Here is a 16,854-nt window from a genome sequence, read left to right as displayed (position 1 = left end):
TGCCCGATCGATCCGACCCTCGGGACGGTCAGGCTCCGGTGCGCACGATCTTGTTGTTGCTCGCCTGCGCGCGCGGACGGACGACCAGCAGGTCGATGTTGACGTGCGCGGGCCGGCTCAGCGACCACGCGATGGCGTCGGCGATGTCGTCCGCGACGAGCGGCTCGTAGCCCGCGTACACGGCCGCGGCCCGCTCGCTGTCCCCGTCGAACCGGACCATCGAGAACTCCTCGGTGGCCACGGCCCCGGGCGCGATCTCGATGATCCGGATGGGCTCGCCCAGGATCTCCCAGCGCAGCGTCGTCGCGAGCATGCGCTCCGCGTGCTTGGCGCCCACGTACCCGGCGCCCCCCTCGTACGTGCCGTGCGCGGCCGTGGACGTCACGACGACGATGTCGCCGCCGTCGCCCTCGCGCAGCTGCGGGAGCAGCGCCTGGGTGACCCGCAGCGTCCCGATCACGTTGAGCTCGTACATCTGGCGCCAGTGATCGAGGTCCGCCGACTCGACGGGGTCGAGCCCGAAGGCGCCGCCCGCGTTGTTGACCAGCGCGTCGAGGGGGCCGCCCGCGGCGACCTGCTCGGCGAGGCGCGCCACGTCGGCGTCGTCCGTGACGTCGGCGACGACGGTCTGCGCGCCCGTCTCCTGGGCCAGCGCGGCGAGCCGGTCCGCGCGGCGGGCGGTCGCGACGACGTCCCAGCCCTCCGCGCGCAGGCGACGGACGGTCGCCGCGCCGATGCCGGAGGAGGCACCCGTGACCAGGGCGCGTCGGGGCGTGCGTGTGCTCATGCGGAACTCCAAGGGGTGGGTGGGACTACGCAGAAGGCTAGGCGACCTCGGCCAGGACCTCGGTCAGCAGTCCGAGACCGGTGGCAGCCTCGTCGGCCGTGACCACGCACGGCGGGACGACGTGCACGCGGTTGTCGGCCAGGAACGGGAGCAGCCCGCGGGCGAGCGCGCCGGCCTTGACCCGGCCCATCAGCGCGGCATCGACCGGCTCGCGGGTCGCCTGGTCCTTGACCAGCTCCACCGCCCAGAACACGCCGAGCCCGCGCACCTCTCCCACCAGCGGGTTCTTCTCGGCCAGCTCCGCCAGGCCCGGGCCGAGCACGTCACGGCCGATGGCGGCGGCGTGCTCGACGATGCCCTCGTCCGCCATCGCGTCCAGGGTCGCGACGATCGAGCTCATGGCCAGCGGGTGGCCCGAGTAGGTGAGGCCGCCGGGGAACACACGGTCCTCGAACGTCGCCTCGATCGCGTCGCTGAGGATGACGCCGCCCGCCGGGACGTACCCGGAGTTGACGCCCTTCGCGAAGGTGATGAGGTCCGGGACCACGTCGAACCCGTCGAACGCGAACCACTGTCCCGTCCGGCCGAACCCGGCCATGACCTCGTCGAGGATGAGCAGGATCCCGTACCGGTCGGCGATGGCGCGGACGCCCGCGAGGTAGCCCGGCGGCGGCACCAGCACGCCGGCCGTGCCGGGGATGGTCTCCAGCAGGATCGCCGCGACCGAGGTCGGCCCCTCGGCCTGGATCACGCGCTCGAGGTGGTGCAGCGCGCGCTCGCTCTCCTGCTCCGGGGTGGTCGACCAGAACTCCGAGCGGTACAGGTACGGCCCGAAGTGGTGCACGTGCGCGCGGGCGTACTCGTTGGGCACGCGGCGCCAGTCCCCCGTCGCGACCACGGCCGCGCCGGTGTTGCCGTGGTACGACCGGTACGCGGACACGACCTTGTCCCGCCCGGTGTGCAGGCGGGCCATCCGGATCGCGTTCTCGTTGGCGTCGGCCCCGCCGTTGGTGAAGAAGACGCTGCTGAACCCCTGCGGCGCGTGGCTCAGCACCTTCTGCGCCGCCCGGCCGCGCGTGAGGTTGGCCGTGGCCGGCGCGACCGTCGTCAGGGTTGCCGCCTGCTCCTGGATCGCGGCGACCACGCGGGGGTGCTGGTGGCCGATGTTCGTGTTGACCAGCTGGCTGGAGAAGTCCAGGTACCGCCGCCCGCTGTGGTCCCACACGGTCGAGCCGAGCCCGCCCGCGATCACCATCGGGTTCAGGTGGGCCTGCGCCGACCACGAGTGGAAGACGTGGTCGCGGTCGAGACGCAGCGCGGTGGCGTCGTCGTCGGTGGTCATGGTGCTTCTCCTTCTGATGCGTCCCCGCGCGCGGGCGCCGTGGTCGACGCCCGCGCGCGAGAGGTCACTTGCCGCCGGCCTCGAGTGTGACGTCGATCGGCGTGAAGTCCTCGCCGGACACGTCGACGCCCTCGTCCTTGAGCTCGGCCAGGGCCTTCTGCACGTACTCGTTGGTGTACGCGTCGGCGTCGGGCTCGGCCGTGATGACCGTCGCCCCCTGGTCGTTCTTCGTCTTGAGCGCGACGTCGACCGTCTGCTTCCAGGCGGCCTCGTCGATCATGCCGATGCCGTCCGGCGAGGGCCAGATCAGCTTGTTGATCTCGTTCGTCTGCCACAGCTGGTGGCTGTTGCCCAGCTGCGAGCCCTGGGCCACGACGATGTCCCGCGCCTTCTCCGGGTTGTCGCGGGCGTAGATCCAGCCCTTGAGGCTCGCCTTGATGAACTTCTCGGTCTGGTCCTGGTAGTCCTTGTCGTTCGCGAGCTTGTCGGAGTTCGCCCAGATGGCGTCCTGGAGCATCGCGGTGCCCTCGTCGTTCCAGTTCACCGCCGTGAAGTCGTCGGCCGTGTAGAGCTCGCCCGTGTCGGGGTTCTCAGCCTCGAGCAGCTGGGCGTACTCGTTGTACGTCATGGCCTGCGCCGCGTCGATGTCCCCGGCCAGGAACGCGTTCATGTCGAACTGCTGCTGGACCAGCGTGACGTCGGTGGCCGGGTCGAGGCCCGCCTTCGTCATGCCCGCGAACAGCTCGAACTCGTTGCCGTAGCCCCAGTTGCCCACCTTCTTGCCCGCCAGGTCGGCCGCACTGGTGATGCCCTTGTCCTTGAACGCGACCTGCAGCGTCCCGGACTTCTGGAAGATCTGCGCGACGTCGGTGATGCCCGCGCCCTGCTCGCGCGACGCCAGCGCCTTGGGCACCCACGCGATCGCGTAGTCGACCGAGCCGTCGGCCAGCACCGACTGCGGCACGATGTCCGTGCCGCCCTCGACGATCTGCACGTCGAGGCCCTCGTCGACGTAGTAGCCCTGGTCCACCGCCGCGTAGTAGCCCGCGAACTGGGCCTGGGTGAACCACTGCAGCTGGAGCTTGACGGGGATGAGCACCTGCGAGCTCATCGAGGGGTCGCTCCCCGCGTCCCCGCCGTCGTCGGAGCTGCATCCCGACAGGACGAGCGCGGCGGCAGCGCCGACCGCGGCCGCGCCCCACGCAGTACGCCTGGTGAGTCTCATCGTCAATCCTCTCGTTGGCTGTGCTGTGCGGTTGATCGGCCGGCCTGGCTCCGGTGGCAGGCGGACGTTCCTATCCCCCCTGGCGCCTCGCGACGCCGCGCTCCAGGGCGAGCGTCGCGAGGTAGAACACGAGCCCCAGCAGGATGGCGCCGAGGACGAAGGCCCAGGCCCGGGCGTAGGCGCTGTTCGACGCCGCCGACGTGATCCGGGAGCCGAGGCCGTTCTGCAGCCCGCCGAAGTACTCGGCGACGATCGCCGCGATCACGGCGGTCGAGGACGCGATGCGCAGGCCGGTGAACAGGTACGGCAGCGCGCCCGGGATGGTCACCGTCCGCGTGATCTGCCGGGGGGTCGCCGCGTACGCCTTGAGCAGGTCGCGGTGGACCGGCTGCACCTGGCGCAGGCCGCGCAGGGTGTTGACGAAGACGGGCGCGAACACGACGACGGAGACGACGAGGCGTCGCGGGGTGGTCGACGTGGTGCCGAACATCGTGTTCAGGGCGGGGGCGAGCGCGACGATCGGCATGACGCTCAGCGCGGCGGCCGTCGGCGACAGCAGGGTGTCCGCCATCCGGCTGCGCGCCGCGACGATGGCCGCGCCGATCGCCGCCACGCTGCCGACCACCAGCCCGACCAGCACGTTCATGCCCGTCGCGAGCGCGGCGGACCACACCAGCGGGATCACCAGCAGCAGCTGCTCGACGATGGCCGTCGGGCTGGGCAGCAGGTACGGCTTGAGGCCGGCGCCGACGACGATCGCCTGCCAGACCAGCAGCGCCAGCACGCCGACGACCACGGGGGCCAGCCAGCGGCGGACGGTGGCGCCGGTCATCGCTGGTCCATCCCGCGGGCGGCGACCGGGGTGCCGTGCAGGGCCTCGCGCACCGCCGTGACGGCGGCGAAGAACGCGGCGTCCTCCCGCAGCCCCTCGCCGCGCTCGTCGCCCAGGTTCACCGGGACGACCGCGCTGATCCGGCCCGGCCGCGGCGACATCACGATGACGCGCTGCGAGAGGAACACCGCCTCCGGGATCGAGTGCGTGACGAACACGACCGCCGCACCGCTCTCGGCGCAGATCCGCACCAGCTCGGTCTGCATCCGCTCGCGCGTCATCTCGTCGAGCGCCCCGAACGGCTCGTCCATCAGCAGCATGCTCGGCCGCTCGGCCAGCGCCCGCGCGATCGCCACACGCTGCTGCATCCCGCCGGACAGCTGGTGCGGGAAGTGACCGGCGAAGTCGCTCAGACCGACCAGGTCCAGCAGCTCGACCACGCGCGCCGCCCGCTCCGCCTTGCCCACCCCGTGCAGCTCGAGCGGGAGCTCGACGTTCGCGGTGACCGTCCGCCACGGCAGCAGGCCCGCCTGCTGGAACGCGATGCCGTAGTCCTGCGCCTCGCGGGCCTGCTGCGGGGTCTTGCCGAACACGGTGAGCTCCCCGGACGTCGGGACGTCCAGGTCCGCGATGAGCCGCAGGAGCGTCGACTTGCCGCAGCCCGACGGCCCGATCAACGAGACGAACTCCCCCGCCGCGACCGTGAGGTCGATGCCGTCGAGCGCAACCACCTCGCCCGACCGGGACGTGAAGACCTTCCCGACGCCCCGGGCTTCCACGGAGTTCACGACGCCGGCGCGCTCCCTGTTCATCGGACCTCCCCGTAGCGGAAGCGGCCCAGGCCGAGCCCGAGCAGCGACACCAGACCCGCGGCGAGCAGGCCCAGCAGAGCGGCCGCGATGATCGCGGCCCACGGTTTGGAGGGGTCGCCGCTGGCGGACTGGGCGTAGCCGATGATCAGCCGCCCGATGCCGCCCTTGGTGCCCGTCGACACCTCGGCCACGATCGCGCCGACCACCGCGGTGGCCGCCCCGAGCCGCAGCGCAGGCAGGAGGTACGGGACGCTCGCGGGCAGCCGTAGGGAGACCAGGGTGCGGGTCCAGCCGGCCGCGAGGGACCTGTAGAGCTCGACCTGCGCGGCCGGAGGCGACTGGAACCCCCGCAGGGCGCCGATGGTCACCGGGAAGAACGCCAGGTAGCTCGCGATCAGCGCCACCGACATCCAGCGCTGCCACTCGAGCCCGCCGAGGTGGATCCGCCCGCCCCAACCGACCACCAGCGGCGCGAGCGCGATGAGCGGCACGGTCTGGCTCAGGACGACCCACGGCACGAGCGCGGACTCGGCGAGGGGCGAGCGCTGCATCAGCGCAGCGAGCAGCAGGCCGCCGACCGACCCCAGCAGCCAGCCGGCGAGCGCGACCCGCAACGTGAACCAGCACGCGGCGAACATCGCGCTCAGGACCGTGGGCGAGCCCGTGGCGGAGGTCTCGGGCTGCAGCACCCGCTGCACGATCTCCCAGACGTGCGGCATCGCGACGTCGTCGGTCCGCGGCAGCAGGCTCGCCCCGCCGACGTGGCCGCCCGTGTCGGGGACGACGACCTTGACCAGCTCCCACAGCACCGCCAGCAGCACGACGGCGAGCACGCCGACGAGGACCTGGCGCCCCGGGTTCCGGCGCCCGGACCGGCCGGGGACCGGGACGGGGGCGGTCTGCGGAGGGGCCAGGGTCGTCGCGAGATCGGTCATGCGGTGGCCACGACCGGTGTCGCCAGCGCGGGGATGACGTGCTCGCCGTACACGCGCATCGTCTCCTCCTTGTTGTCGTGCTGGAGGTAGCCGGCGAACTGCGTGACGCCGAGCTCGCGCAGGGCCTCGAGGCGCTCGACGTGCTCGCTCGCGCCGCCGAGGATGCAGAAGCGCTCGACGATCTCGTCCGGCACGAACGCGGCGTGCGTGTTGCCGGCGCGGCCGTGCTCGTTGTAGTCGTAGCCCTGCCGCCCCGCGATGTAGTCGGTGAGGGCCTTCGGCACGGACGAGTCGGCGCCGTAGCGGGCGACGATGTCGGCCACGTGGTTGCCGACCATCCCGCCGAACCAGCGGCACTGCTCGCGCATGTGCGCTCTGCTGTCGGGCGAGTCGTCCCCGATGTACATCGGCGCTGCGACGCAGAACTTCACCGCGTCGGGATCCCGGCCGGCCTGCTCCGCGGCGTCCCGCACCACCTTGATGGTCCACGCCGCGATGTCGGGGTCCGCGAGCTGCAGGATGAACCCGTCGCCGACCTCGCCGGTGAGCTTGAGCGCCAGCGGTCCGTAGGCCGCCACCCAGATGTCGAGCGCCGACCCCCGCGACCACGGGAACTGCACCTTCGCGCCGTTGATCTCCACGGCCCGGTCGTTGGCGAGCTCGCGGATCACGTGCACGGCCTCACGCAGGGTCGCCAGGTTCGACGGCTTCCCGTGCAGGGTGCGCACCGCCGAGTCGCCGCGACCGATGCCGCAGATGGTCCGGTTGCCGTACATCTCATTGAGCGTGGCGAACAGCGACGCGATGACCGTCCAGTCCCGCGTCGCGGGGTTGGTCACCATGGGGCCGACCATGACCTTGCGGGTGGCCGCGAGGATCGCCGAGTAGATGACGAACGGCTCCTGCCACAGCAGGTGCGAGTCGAAGGTCCAGACGTGGCTGAACCCGTGGGTCTCGGCCAGGCGGGCGAGCTCCACCGTCCGGGAGGCGGGCGGGTTCGTCTGCAGGACGACGCCGAAGTCCATGTATGGGTCCGATCTACAGGAGGTACTGGGACAGGCCGCGCGGCACGTACTGCCCGTGCCCGGCGCGCCCGCGGTAGCCGGTCTCGTCCACGACGACGGACCCCCGCGACAGGACGACGTCGACGTGCCCGTCGATCTCGTAGCCCTCCCACGCGGAGTGGTCCATGTTCATGTGGTGCGTCTTGCCCACGCCGATCGACGTGTGCCCCGCGGGGTCGTAGACCACGACGTCGGCGTCGGCCCCCGGCGCCACGACGCCCTTCTTCCCGTAGAGCCCGAACATCCGCGCGGGCGTGGTCGACGTGAGCTCGACCCAGCGCTCCAGGGTGATCTGGCCCGTCACGACCCCCTGGTACATGAGGTCCATGCGGTGCTCGATCGAGCCGATCCCGTTCGGGATGGCCCGGAAGTCACCGACCCCCAGGTCCTTCTGGCCCTTCATGCAGAAGGGGCAGTGGTCGGTGCTGACCATCTGCAGGTCGTTGGTCCGCAACGCCTGCCACATGTGCTCCTGGTGACCATCGGCCCGCGAGCGCAGGGGCGTGGAGCACACCCACTTGGCGCCCTCGAAGCCTGGTGCTCCCAGCTGCTCCTCGAGGCTCAGGTACAGGTACTGCGGACACGTCTCGCCGAACACGTTCTTGCCGGCGTCGCGCGCCCACGCCAGCTGCGCCACGGCCTGCTTGGCGCTCACGTGCACCACGTACAGCGGGGCTCCCGTGACGTCGGCCAGCATGATCGCGCGGTGCGTGGCCTCCTCCTCGAGCTGCCAGGCGCGCGCGATGCCGTGGTAGTACGGGTCGGTCTTGCCCTGGGCGACCAGCTGCGCGGCCAGCACGTCGATGGCCGGCCCGTTCTCCGCGTGCATCATCGTCAGCAGCCCGAGGTCGGCCGCCTTCTGCATCGCGCGCAGGATCTGGGCGTCGTCGGAGTAGAAGACCCCCGGGTACGCCATGAAGAGCTTGTAGCTGGTGATGCCCTCGGCGACCAGGCCCTCCATCGCCTTGAGCGAGTCCTCGTCGACGCCGCCGATGATCTGGTGGAAGCCGTAGTCGATCGCGCAGTTGCCGGCGGCCTTCTCGTGCCAGGCGCCCAGCCCGTCCATGACCCGCTCCCCCGTGCGCTGCACGGCGAAGTCGATGATCGTGGTCGTCCCGCCCCAGGCCGCTGCCCGGGTGCCCGTCTCGAACGTGTCCGAGGCGTTGGTGCCGCCGAACGGCAGCTCCATGTGCGTGTGTGCGTCGATGCCGCCCGGGATCACGTACTTGCCGCTCGCGTCGATGACCTGGTCGACGTTCGCGGCGAGGTCGAAGCCGAGCAGCGTCGAGCCGGGGCTGAGCACGGCGGCGACCGTCTCGCCGTCGATGAGCACGTCCGCGGCCGTCCGCCCGGTCGCGCTGACCAGGGTGCCGCCGGAGATCAGGGTCTTCATCGGTGTCCCTCCCCGCTCACGGAGCCACGATCGGGCCGTAGGCCTCGGGCCGGCGGTCGCGGAAGAACTGCCACCGCTCCCGCACGATCCGCACCTGGTCGAGGTCGAGGTCGCGGATCAGCAGCTGGTTCTCGCTCGACGAGCCGACCTCGCCGACGTAGTTGCCGTCGGGGCCGACCGCGTACGACGAGCCGTAGAAGTTGACGGCCTCGTCGCCGTACTCGTTGTCCTCGAGCCCCACGCGGTTGTTGGCGACGACGAAGTAGCCGTTGGCCACCGCCGCGGCCGGCTGCTCGATCTCCCACAGCTTGTTGGAGATGCCGGGGGCCGTGGCGTTCGGGTTGAAGACGATCTCGGCGCCGTTGAGGGCCAGCACGCGCCAGCCCTCCGGGAAGTGCCGGTCGTAGCAGATGTTCACGCCGATCTTGCCGACCGCGGTCTCGAACACCGGGTACCCGAGGTTGCCCGGCCGGAAGTAGAACTTCTCCCAGAACTTGGGCAGGTTCGGGATGTGGTGCTTGCGGTACTTGCCCAGGTAGCTGCCGTCCGCGTCGATGACCGCCGCCGTGTTGTACAGGACGCCCGGCTGCTCCTCCTCGTAGACCGGGAGCACGATGACGATGCCGAGCTCCCTGGCCAGCGCCGAGAAGCGCTCCGTCGTCGGGCCGGGCACGGACTCCGCGTAGTCGTAGTACGCGGTGTCCTGCGTGATCCCGAAGTACGGGCCGTAGAAGAGCTCCTGGAACGCGATGATCTGGGCACCCTGCGAGGCGGCCTCCCGGGTCCAGGCCTCGTGGAGCGCGGTCATCGACTCCTTGTCGCCCGTCCAGGTGGCCTGGGTGAACGCGACGCGTACGACGGTCATAGGGCTCCTCCGCTTCTCTGTCCTCGACCGGCCTCGGAGCCCACGCGGCGCCTGAGTGCCCGTTCTTGGCACCGTAGCCTGGAATGTGACTGTCGGGGTTGAACATTTCTGCGGCGTTACTCCCCGTTTCCTGGACGCGAACATCGATGACCGCCGCGTAAACACTTCGTCCCGCACGCGGGCGCCACGCCGGACCGCCTCGGACCCGGCCCCCGTGGCAGGCATCCTGACCCGCATGGACCTCGCCGCCCACGTCGACGACCGCAGCCCCCGCGGCATCGCCGCGACCGTGGCCCGCCTCGTGCGTGGCGGTGACCTGCGGCCGGGCGACCGCCTGCCCACCGTCCGCACGCTCGCCGCCGAGCTCGGCGTCAGCCCCGCGACCGTCAGCGGTGCCTGGCAGGCGCTGGCGGCCGTCGGCATCGTCATCTCCCGCGGTCGCGCCGGCACGGTCGTGCTCCCCCCGCCGGCGAGCTGGTTGCCGCCGCGTTACCGCGACCTCGCCGGCGGCGCCCCGGCGCGGGTCGACCTCTCGACCGGCACCCCGGACCCCGAGCTCCTGCCCCTGATCGGCCCCGCCCTCGCCCGCGTCGCGCTGCAGCGCCCCGCCGCGGACACGGGCGCCTACCTGGCCGCCCCCGTCGTGCCCGCGCTCGAGGTCCTCCTGCGCGAGTCGTGGCCGTTCGCGGCGCAGCGGATCACGGTGGTCGACGGGGCGCTCGACGCGATCAGCCGCGTCCTGGAGCGGGTGGCGGTCTACGGCTCGCGCGTGGCCGTCGAGGACCCCGGCTTCCCGCCGCTGTTCGACCTCCTGGACCAGCTGGGGCTCGAGAGGGTGCCTGTCACGCTGGACCGGCAGGGCATGCGGCCCGACGACCTGGAGCGGGCGCTCGACGGCGGGGCCGGCGTCGTGGTGCTGCAGCCGCGCGCGCACAACCCCACGGGCGTGAGCACGACGGCGACCAGGGCGCGGGAGCTGGCGCACGTCCTGCGCCGGCACGACGCGCTGGTCGTCGAGGACGACCACTCCGGCGAGATCGCGTCCGCCCGGGACGTGAGCCTCGGGGCGTTCCTGCCCGACCGCGTCGTGCACGTCCGCTCCTACTCGAAGTCGCACGGGCCTGACCTGCGCATCGCCGCCGTGGGGGGACCGGCCACCGTCCTCGACGGCCTCGTGGCCCGGCGGATGCTCGGCCCGGGCTGGACCAGCCGGCTCCTGCAGCACGTCCTGGTGGACCTGCTGACCGACGGCGGGGCCATCGAGGCCGTCGCCCACGCCCGGCGCGTGTACTTCGCGCGCCGCCGGGCCCTGCGCGAGGCCCTGGCCACCCACGACATCGCGCTCGAGCCCGGCGACGGCATCAACCTGTGGCTGCCCGTGCACGACGAGCGCACGGCCCTCGTCCGGCTCGAGGCGGCCGGGATCCGCGTCGCGCCGGGCGCCCCGTTCTGCGCCGACGGCACGAGCGGTGCGGGCGACCACGTCCGCGTCACGGTCGGCCTGCTCGGCGCGGAGGTCGACGACGTCGCCCGCGCCCTCGCCCTGGCCGCGGCCCCCTGAGCGAGAGATCCGCCACTGACCAGCGGCTCCGCTTGCCGAGTGGCCACCCCCCAGGCCTACTCTGTGCGCGGAACCCGACCGGATCTGGCCGGGTCGCGCCGCCCGGTCGTGGGCGGCCCTCCGGAGGTGCGACGTGCACCCCACCCCCGCGCGAGCGATGCACCGCCGCGCGCCTGGCGAACGAGCACCCCGGAGCCCGCACCCCTCATGCCCAGAACCCGCATCCTCGTCGTCGCCGCCGCGGCGACCCTCGCGCTCGCCGGCTGCTCGGCGGCGCAGAGCACGTCCGGGACCGCGCCGACCAGCACGCCGAGCGCCACGTTCGCGCCGGTCTCCCTCGACAACTGCGGCACGCCGGTCACCATCGACGCGCCGCCGACGAAGGTCGTCACCATCAAGTCGACGGCGACCGAGATGCTGCTGGCGCTCGGGCTGCAGGACGTGATGATCGGCACCGCGTTCGCCGACGGCCCGGTGCCGGACGACCAGGCTGCGGCCTACGACTCGATCCCCGTCGTCTCGGACAAGGTGCCCGGCCAGGAGGCGCTGCTCGCGCTGGAGCCGGACTTCGTCTACGGCGGCTGGGAGTCGAACTTCTCGGCCGACGGCGTCGGCGACCGCAGCACCCTGGCGAACCTCGGGATCGCCAGCTACGTCTCCCCCGCCGCGTGCAAGGAGCCGGACTACATGCCCGACCCGCTGACCTTCGACAAGGTCGACGACGAGATCCGCGAGGTGGCGAGCATCTTCGGGGTGCAGGACCGCGCGGAGGAGCTCATCGCGGAGCAGAAGGCGACGCTCGCGGCCGTGACGAAGCCGACCGAGAAGACGACCGCACTCTGGTACAGCTCGGGCTCCGACACCCCGTACGTCGGCGCGGGCATCGGCGCGCCGCAGATGATGATGGACGCCGCGGGGCTGACCAACATCTTCGCCGACGTGCACGACACCTGGACGTCGGCCGGCTGGGAGCAGATCGTCGCGGCGGACCCGAGCGTGATCGTGCTGGTGGACGCCAGCTGGAACACGGCCGCGAAGAAGATCGAGATGCTCGAGGCCAACCCGGCGACCAACCAGCTCACGGCGGTCAAGGAGCACCGGTACCTCACCATCCCGTTCCCGGCGTCCGAGGCGGGCGTGCGGAACGCCGACGCCGTGAAGTCCCTCGACGACCAGCTCGCCGCGCTGGGGTGAGAGCCCGGACACCGCTCGCGCTGCTGGTCGCCGCCGGGCTCGCAGCGCTGGTCCTGACGATCCTGGTGGCGGTGACCATCGGACCGGCGGACCTGAGCGTCTCGGAGGTCGCGCGGAGCATCGGCGGGCACCTGGGCCTCCCGGTCGGCCCGGTGCCGCGCCTGCACGACGCGATCGTCTGGGACCTGCGCCTGCCCCGCGTGCTGACGGCGGCGGCGGTCGGAGCCGGGCTCGCGATCGCCGGCGCGGTGATGCAGAGCCTGACCCGCAACCCGCTGGCCGACCCGTACCTGCTCGGGCTGTCGTCGGGCGCGTCGCTGGGCGCCGTTGCGGTGCTGGTGGTGGGCGTGAGCCTGCTGCTCCCGGTCGCGGCCTTCGCGGGTGCGCTGGTGGCCCTCGTCGCCACCCTGGCGCTGGCCCGCACCGGCGGCACGCTCGCACCTGGCCGGGCGGTCCTGGCGGGCCTGGCCGTGTCGCAGCTGTTCGCGGCCGGCACCAGCTTCGTCATCTTCTGGACCGCCACGGGCGACTCCTACCGCGAGATCCTCAACTGGCTCCTCGGGTCGCTGGCGGGCTCCACGTGGTCGTCCGTCGCCATCGCCGGGTCCGCGGTCGTCGTCACCGGCGTCGTCCTGCTGGGGGCCGCCACCCGGCTCGACGCGTTCGCGTTCGGTGACACGTCGGCCGGGGCGCTCGGCATCGACGTCGACCGCACCCGCTGGACCCTGATGACGGTCGTCGCGCTGCTGACGGGCGCGATGGTCGCGGTGAGCGGGGCCATCGGCTTCGTCGGCCTGATCCTCCCCCATGCGGTCTCGTCGCTCACCGGTCCGGCGCACCGCAGGCTGCTGCCCGTGGCGGCGCTCAGCGGCGCGGTGTTCCTGATCTGGGCGGACACCCTCGCGCGCACGCTGTTCGACCCGCGGGAGCTGCCCGTCGGCATCGTCACGGCCCTCATCGGGGTCCCCGTCTTCGCGTACCTGCTGCGCCGCGGGAAGGGGATGGCATGGAGCTGACCCTCGACGGCGTCGGCACCCGCCTGGGCGGCCGCTGGGTGGTCGACGGCATCGACGCCACCCCACCCGCGGGCCACCTGACCGGGCTGCTCGGCCCCAACGGCGCGGGCAAGACGACCCTGCTGCGGCTCATCGCCGGGCTGCTCCCGCCCGAGCGGGGCGGGGTCCTGGTCGACCACGCCACGCCGGTCCACGAGCTGCCGCGCAAGGGCCGCGCGCAACGCATCGCCCTGCTCGAGCAGGAGTCGTCGAGCACGGTCCCCCTCACGGTCCGCGAGGTCGTCTCGCTGGGCCGCATCCCCTACCGGAGCCTGTGGGGCAGCGACCCGGACGACGCCGCGATCGACCGCGCGCTGGTCAGCGCGCAGGCCGACCACCTGGCCGACCGCCCCTGGTCCTCCCTGTCCGGCGGCGAGCGGCAGCGCGTGCACATCGCCCGCGCCCTCGCGCAGGAGCCCGACCTGCTGCTCCTCGACGAGCCGACCAACCACCTCGACGTCAGCGCCCAGCTGAGCCTGCTGGCGTTCGTCCGGGACCTGGGCACCACCACCATCGCGGCCCTGCACGACCTCAACCTCGCCGCCGCGTTCTGCGAGCACGTGCTCGTGCTGGCCGACGGCCACCTCGCGGCAGCCGGCCACCCGCGCGACGTCCTCGTGCCCGACCTCCTGCGGGAGGTCTACGGCGTCGAGGCCGACGTCCTCGAGCACCCCCGCACGGGTCGCCCCGTGATCGCGTTCCACGAGACGTCCCCCGATCCCAGGAGGCCTGCATGAAGATCACGGTCCTGTCCGGCGGGGTCGGCGGTGCGCGCTTCACCCGCGGCCTGCGGGCCCTGGTGCCCGACGCGGACATCACGGTCGTCGCCAACACCGGCGACGACATGTGGCTGCACGGCGTCCGCGTCTGCCCCGACCTCGACACGCTGATGTACACGCTCGGCGGCGCCGTGCACGAGGACCAGGGCTGGGGGCGCCGCGACGAGACCCGTCGGGTCAGCGACGACCTGCAGGCGTACGGGCTCGGCTGGGAGTGGTTCACGCTGGGCGACCTCGACCTGGCCACCCACCTGGCCCGCACCGAGCTTCTGCGTTCGGGGCTGCCGTTGTCGCAGGTCACGGCGCGGTTGGCGGAGCGCTGGGAGCCGGGCGTCACGCTCCTGCCGATGACCGACGACGAGGTGGAGACGCAGGTCGTCGTCGACGACGGCACGACGATGCACTTCGAGGAGTGGTGGGTCCGGCACCGCGCCGCCCTGCCCGCCCGCCGGTTCGTGCAGACCAACCTCTGGACGGCGGACCCCGCACCGGGCGTCCTGGCGGCGATCGCCGGCGCCGACGTGCTCGTCGTCCCGCCGTCCAACCCGGTGGTGTCCGTCGGCACGATCCTCGCGATCCCCGGCATCCGTGACGCCGTGCGCACCACGTCCGCGCCGGTCGTCGGGATCAGCCCCGTGATCGGCGGCGCGCCCGTGCGGGGCATGGCCGACGCCTGCCTGGCCGCGATCGGCGTGGAGACGACGGCGCTCGCCGTGGCCGAGCACTACGGCCGGCGCCCCGCCGGGGTGCTGGACGCGTGGCTGGTGGACACCGTCGACGCGGACGCCGTCGCGACGCTGCGCGAGGGCGGCTGGGCCGCAGCCGCGGTGGACACGCTCATGCGCGACATCCCGACGACCGCGCGCATCGCGGCCGACGCCCTCGCCCTGGTCGACCGGCTCCCCTGACGGGCGTCAGCCGAACGGGCGCTCCACGCGGGACGCCGTGACCACGCGGTGCACGAAGTCGAGCTTGCGGGCCACCGGCTCCGCGATGACGAACGGGTACAGGTCGCTCTTGCCCATCGCGCGGTTGACCCGGTTGAGGAACGTGGCGACCGGCAGCCAGTCGGTGAGGATCTCGTCCATCGTCGCGGCGGCGTAGCCGGTCCGCGGACGCACCTCGCCGTCGGCCATCTGCGGGACGCCCTCGACCTGGAGCGTGAGCCCGCCCGCGGCCGCCGTCTGCAGGGTGCTCGTCAGGTGCAGGTAGTGGGCGAAGCACTCCGCGAAGTCCTCCCACGGGTGCATCGTCGCGTACTCGGAGATGAAGCTCTCGGCCCAGTCCCGCGGCGCGCCCGTGCGGTAGTGGCGGGCGATGGCGTCGCGGTACGACGCGCGCTCGTCGCCGAACACCGTGCGGCACTCGTCGATCCAGCCCGTCTGCTCGACCAGGATCCACTCGTAGTAGTGCCCGACCTCGTGCCGGAAGTGGCCGAGCATCGTGCGGTACGGCTCGCCCAGCCGGACCCGCAGGGCCTCCCGGTGCGCGTCGAGCGACTCCGCGAGGTCGATGGTGACGATCCCGTTGGCGTGCCCGATCCGCACGCTCGCCCCGTCGGACCGTGACGAGAGCAGGTCGAAGCCGAGGCCGCCCTGCTTCTCGTACCAGGGCGTGATCGGCAGCCCGAGGTCGGCCAGCTGCACGAGCAGCCGGCGCTCGTCGCCCGAGGTCGTGGCGAGCTTCTCCAGCGCCAGGGTGTCGGCGTTGTCCGGCCGGGTGCGGATCAACCGGCAGGCGAGGCAACGACCGGCCCCCGAGTCGGCCGCCGCGAGCCAGTTGCACCCCCACCCGCGGTTGGTGCACGGGAACCACCACGTGCCGTCGACGTCGGTGCCCTGCGCCGGCGCCGGCCGCATGGTCAGCGTCGGCGGGTGGAAGCCCATCTCCAGCCCGCACGCGTCGCACGCGGTGGTCTCGACGAAGGCGACGCTCGCACAGCGGGGACAGCGGTACAGGAGCACGCGCTGACGCTAACCCACCGGGTCTCGATCGAGGCCCAGCACCGCGCGCGTCGCGGGCCCGACGCCGAGCCGCTCGACCTCGACCAGGTCGTCCGGCACGTCGACGTCCCGCCGCACGGTCGAGGTGGCGGGAACCGTCAGCCGGACGTGCCCGGCCCGCTCGTGCGCGGCGGCGGAGCCTGCGCCGAACCGAGGCTCGAGCACGACCCCGGGCAGGGCCGCCAGGAGGGTCGTCCCGGTCCCGCCGGCGTCGGCGACCACGGCCTTGTCGTGGGCCCCCGCCATGCTCAGGGCGTCCGCCAGGTCGGCGGGCCGCAGCGCGGGCAGGTCGCCGAGCAGGGCCGCGACGCCCGCCTCCGGGTCGAGCACCGCGGCCCGGTCGATCCCCGCGCGCACGGCGGTGTTGAGGCCGCCGTCGGGGTCGTCGACCAGCTCGACGGACGCCGCGAGCAGCGTGCGCAACGCCGCGTCGGCGGTCACGACGACCACCCTCTCGACGCCCTCGGCGGCAGCAGCAGCGGCGACCGTGTCGAGCGCCATCGCGCGGACCAGCCGCTCGCGGGCGGCGTCGGACAGCGCCCCGGCCAGCCGCGTCTTGCCCGCGGCGGCGGGCTTCACAGGAACCACGACGACCCAGCGCACTAGCGGAGCTTCAACCCTCGCGAGTCCGTCCCGCCCGCGGAGAGCAGGATGATCCCGTCGATGAACGCCCAGATCGCGACGCCGATCAGCAGGAAGACTCCGACGAAGAAGATGACCGTCAGCCAGCCCACCACGGTCATCAGGAGCTGCGTCACCGCGATCCCGGTGTGACCGGTGTAGAAGCGACCGACGCCGAGCGTGCCGAGGAAGATCTGGAGGAGGCCGGCGACGACCTTCTGCTTGTCCGACAGCGGCTCGCCCGTGAACGGGTCGCGACCGTACGGAGCGGCCGGGTCGGGCGGCGGGTAGCCGTACGGGCTCCCCGGCGGCGGGTACATCGACATGGCCAGACAGTAGCGGCGGACGCCCGGGGCGCGACGCGGGGCTCGCCCGCGCGGCAGGAT

At 72.7% G+C, this 16,854-nt stretch carries 17 protein-coding genes; 5 read left to right on the top strand and 12 right to left on the bottom strand.

The genetic code is table 11. The features are described from left to right. Positions 1–28: 28 nt before the first annotated feature. The 9 genes from AC1DWH_RS09485 to AC1DWH_RS09445 form a co-directional block, all read right to left on the bottom strand. Positions 29–787 carry an SDR family oxidoreductase gene (locus tag AC1DWH_RS09485; protein WP_477093462.1) on the bottom strand — a complete coding sequence of 253 codons (759 nt, stop codon included), beginning with the start codon at positions 785–787 and terminating at the stop codon, positions 29–31. Positions 788–824: 37 nt separating this feature from the next. Beyond that, positions 825–2,129, bottom strand: a complete 1,305-nt coding sequence (locus AC1DWH_RS09480; RefSeq protein WP_456846487.1) for an aspartate aminotransferase family protein — start codon at positions 2,127–2,129, stop codon at positions 825–827. 64 nt (positions 2,130–2,193) lie between these two features. Next, positions 2,194–3,354, bottom strand: a complete 1,161-nt coding sequence (locus tag AC1DWH_RS09475) for an ABC transporter substrate-binding protein (protein ID WP_477093461.1) — start codon at positions 3,352–3,354, stop codon at positions 2,194–2,196. A gap of 70 nt (positions 3,355–3,424) precedes the next feature. After that, positions 3,425–4,186: an ABC transporter permease gene (locus AC1DWH_RS09470; protein ID WP_477093460.1), complete on the bottom strand. Its 762-nt coding sequence runs from the start codon at positions 4,184–4,186 to the stop codon at positions 3,425–3,427. Further along, entirely contained in the window at positions 4,183–4,998 is an 816-nt protein-coding gene (locus AC1DWH_RS09465; protein WP_477093459.1) for an ABC transporter ATP-binding protein, read from the bottom strand. The genes AC1DWH_RS09470 and AC1DWH_RS09465 overlap by 4 nt, the downstream gene beginning before the upstream one ends. Then, positions 4,995–5,933 carry an ABC transporter permease gene (locus tag AC1DWH_RS09460; protein WP_477093458.1) on the bottom strand — a complete coding sequence of 313 codons (939 nt, stop codon included), beginning with the start codon at positions 5,931–5,933 and terminating at the stop codon, positions 4,995–4,997. The genes AC1DWH_RS09465 and AC1DWH_RS09460 overlap by 4 nt, the downstream gene beginning before the upstream one ends. Further along, on the bottom strand, positions 5,930–6,958 hold the full coding sequence (locus AC1DWH_RS09455) for a TIGR03842 family LLM class F420-dependent oxidoreductase (RefSeq protein ID WP_477093457.1): 1,029 nt from the start codon (positions 6,956–6,958) through the stop codon (positions 5,930–5,932). Before AC1DWH_RS09455 ends, AC1DWH_RS09460 begins: the two co-directional genes overlap by 4 nt. A gap of 13 nt (positions 6,959–6,971) precedes the next feature. Then, positions 6,972–8,390: a dihydropyrimidinase gene (hydA, locus tag AC1DWH_RS09450; protein ID WP_477093456.1), complete on the bottom strand. Its 1,419-nt coding sequence runs from the start codon at positions 8,388–8,390 to the stop codon at positions 6,972–6,974. Between the two features lie 16 nt (positions 8,391–8,406). Next, entirely contained in the window at positions 8,407–9,255 is an 849-nt protein-coding gene (locus AC1DWH_RS09445; protein WP_477093455.1) for a nitrilase-related carbon-nitrogen hydrolase, read from the bottom strand. A gap of 214 nt (positions 9,256–9,469) precedes the next feature. Between AC1DWH_RS09445 and AC1DWH_RS09440 the strand changes: the two genes are divergently transcribed. The 5 genes from AC1DWH_RS09440 (at position 9,470) to cofD (ending at position 14,752) form a co-directional block, all read left to right on the top strand. After that, positions 9,470–10,816 (top strand): aminotransferase-like domain-containing protein, encoded by a 1,347-nt coding sequence (locus AC1DWH_RS09440; protein WP_477093454.1) that lies wholly within the window; start codon positions 9,470–9,472, stop codon positions 10,814–10,816. Between the two features lie 207 nt (positions 10,817–11,023). Then, positions 11,024–12,010, top strand: coding sequence for a putative F420-0 ABC transporter substrate-binding protein (locus AC1DWH_RS09435; protein ID WP_456847024.1), 987 nt, complete (start codon positions 11,024–11,026; stop codon positions 12,008–12,010). Next, positions 12,007–13,026: a putative F420-0 ABC transporter permease subunit gene (locus tag AC1DWH_RS09430; RefSeq protein ID WP_477093453.1), complete on the top strand. Its 1,020-nt coding sequence runs from the start codon at positions 12,007–12,009 to the stop codon at positions 13,024–13,026. Before AC1DWH_RS09435 ends, AC1DWH_RS09430 begins: the two co-directional genes overlap by 4 nt. Beyond that, on the top strand, positions 13,017–13,802 hold the full coding sequence (locus AC1DWH_RS09425) for a putative F420-0 ABC transporter ATP-binding protein (RefSeq protein WP_477093452.1): 786 nt from the start codon (positions 13,017–13,019) through the stop codon (positions 13,800–13,802). Before AC1DWH_RS09430 ends, AC1DWH_RS09425 begins: the two co-directional genes overlap by 10 nt. Next, entirely contained in the window at positions 13,799–14,752 is a 954-nt protein-coding gene (gene cofD, locus AC1DWH_RS09420) for a 2-phospho-L-lactate transferase (protein ID WP_477093451.1), read from the top strand. Before AC1DWH_RS09425 ends, cofD begins: the two co-directional genes overlap by 4 nt. Before the next feature lie 6 nt (positions 14,753–14,758). On the opposite strand, the gene AC1DWH_RS09415 is transcribed toward cofD, so the two are convergent. Genes AC1DWH_RS09415 through AC1DWH_RS09405 form a run of 3 tightly spaced genes read right to left on the bottom strand, consistent with a single transcriptional unit; the run spans position 14,759 to position 16,794 of the window. After that, positions 14,759–15,808 (bottom strand): zinc-binding metallopeptidase family protein, encoded by a 1,050-nt coding sequence (locus tag AC1DWH_RS09415; RefSeq protein ID WP_456846711.1) that lies wholly within the window; start codon positions 15,806–15,808, stop codon positions 14,759–14,761. A gap of 9 nt (positions 15,809–15,817) precedes the next feature. Beyond that, the gene (gene cofC / locus AC1DWH_RS09410; RefSeq protein WP_477093450.1) at positions 15,818–16,435 is read right to left on the bottom strand and encodes a 2-phospho-L-lactate guanylyltransferase; all 618 of its coding nucleotides are present in this window, start codon (positions 16,433–16,435) and stop codon (positions 15,818–15,820) included. 14 nt (positions 16,436–16,449) lie between these two features. Next, positions 16,450–16,794 (bottom strand): TM2 domain-containing protein, encoded by a 345-nt coding sequence (locus tag AC1DWH_RS09405; protein ID WP_477093449.1) that lies wholly within the window; start codon positions 16,792–16,794, stop codon positions 16,450–16,452. Positions 16,795–16,854: the final 60 nt, after the last annotated feature.

It is taken from the genome of Cellulomonas sp. P2_F12 (genome assembly GCF_056403775.1).
This window is presented reverse-complemented; position numbering and strand designations above follow the sequence as displayed.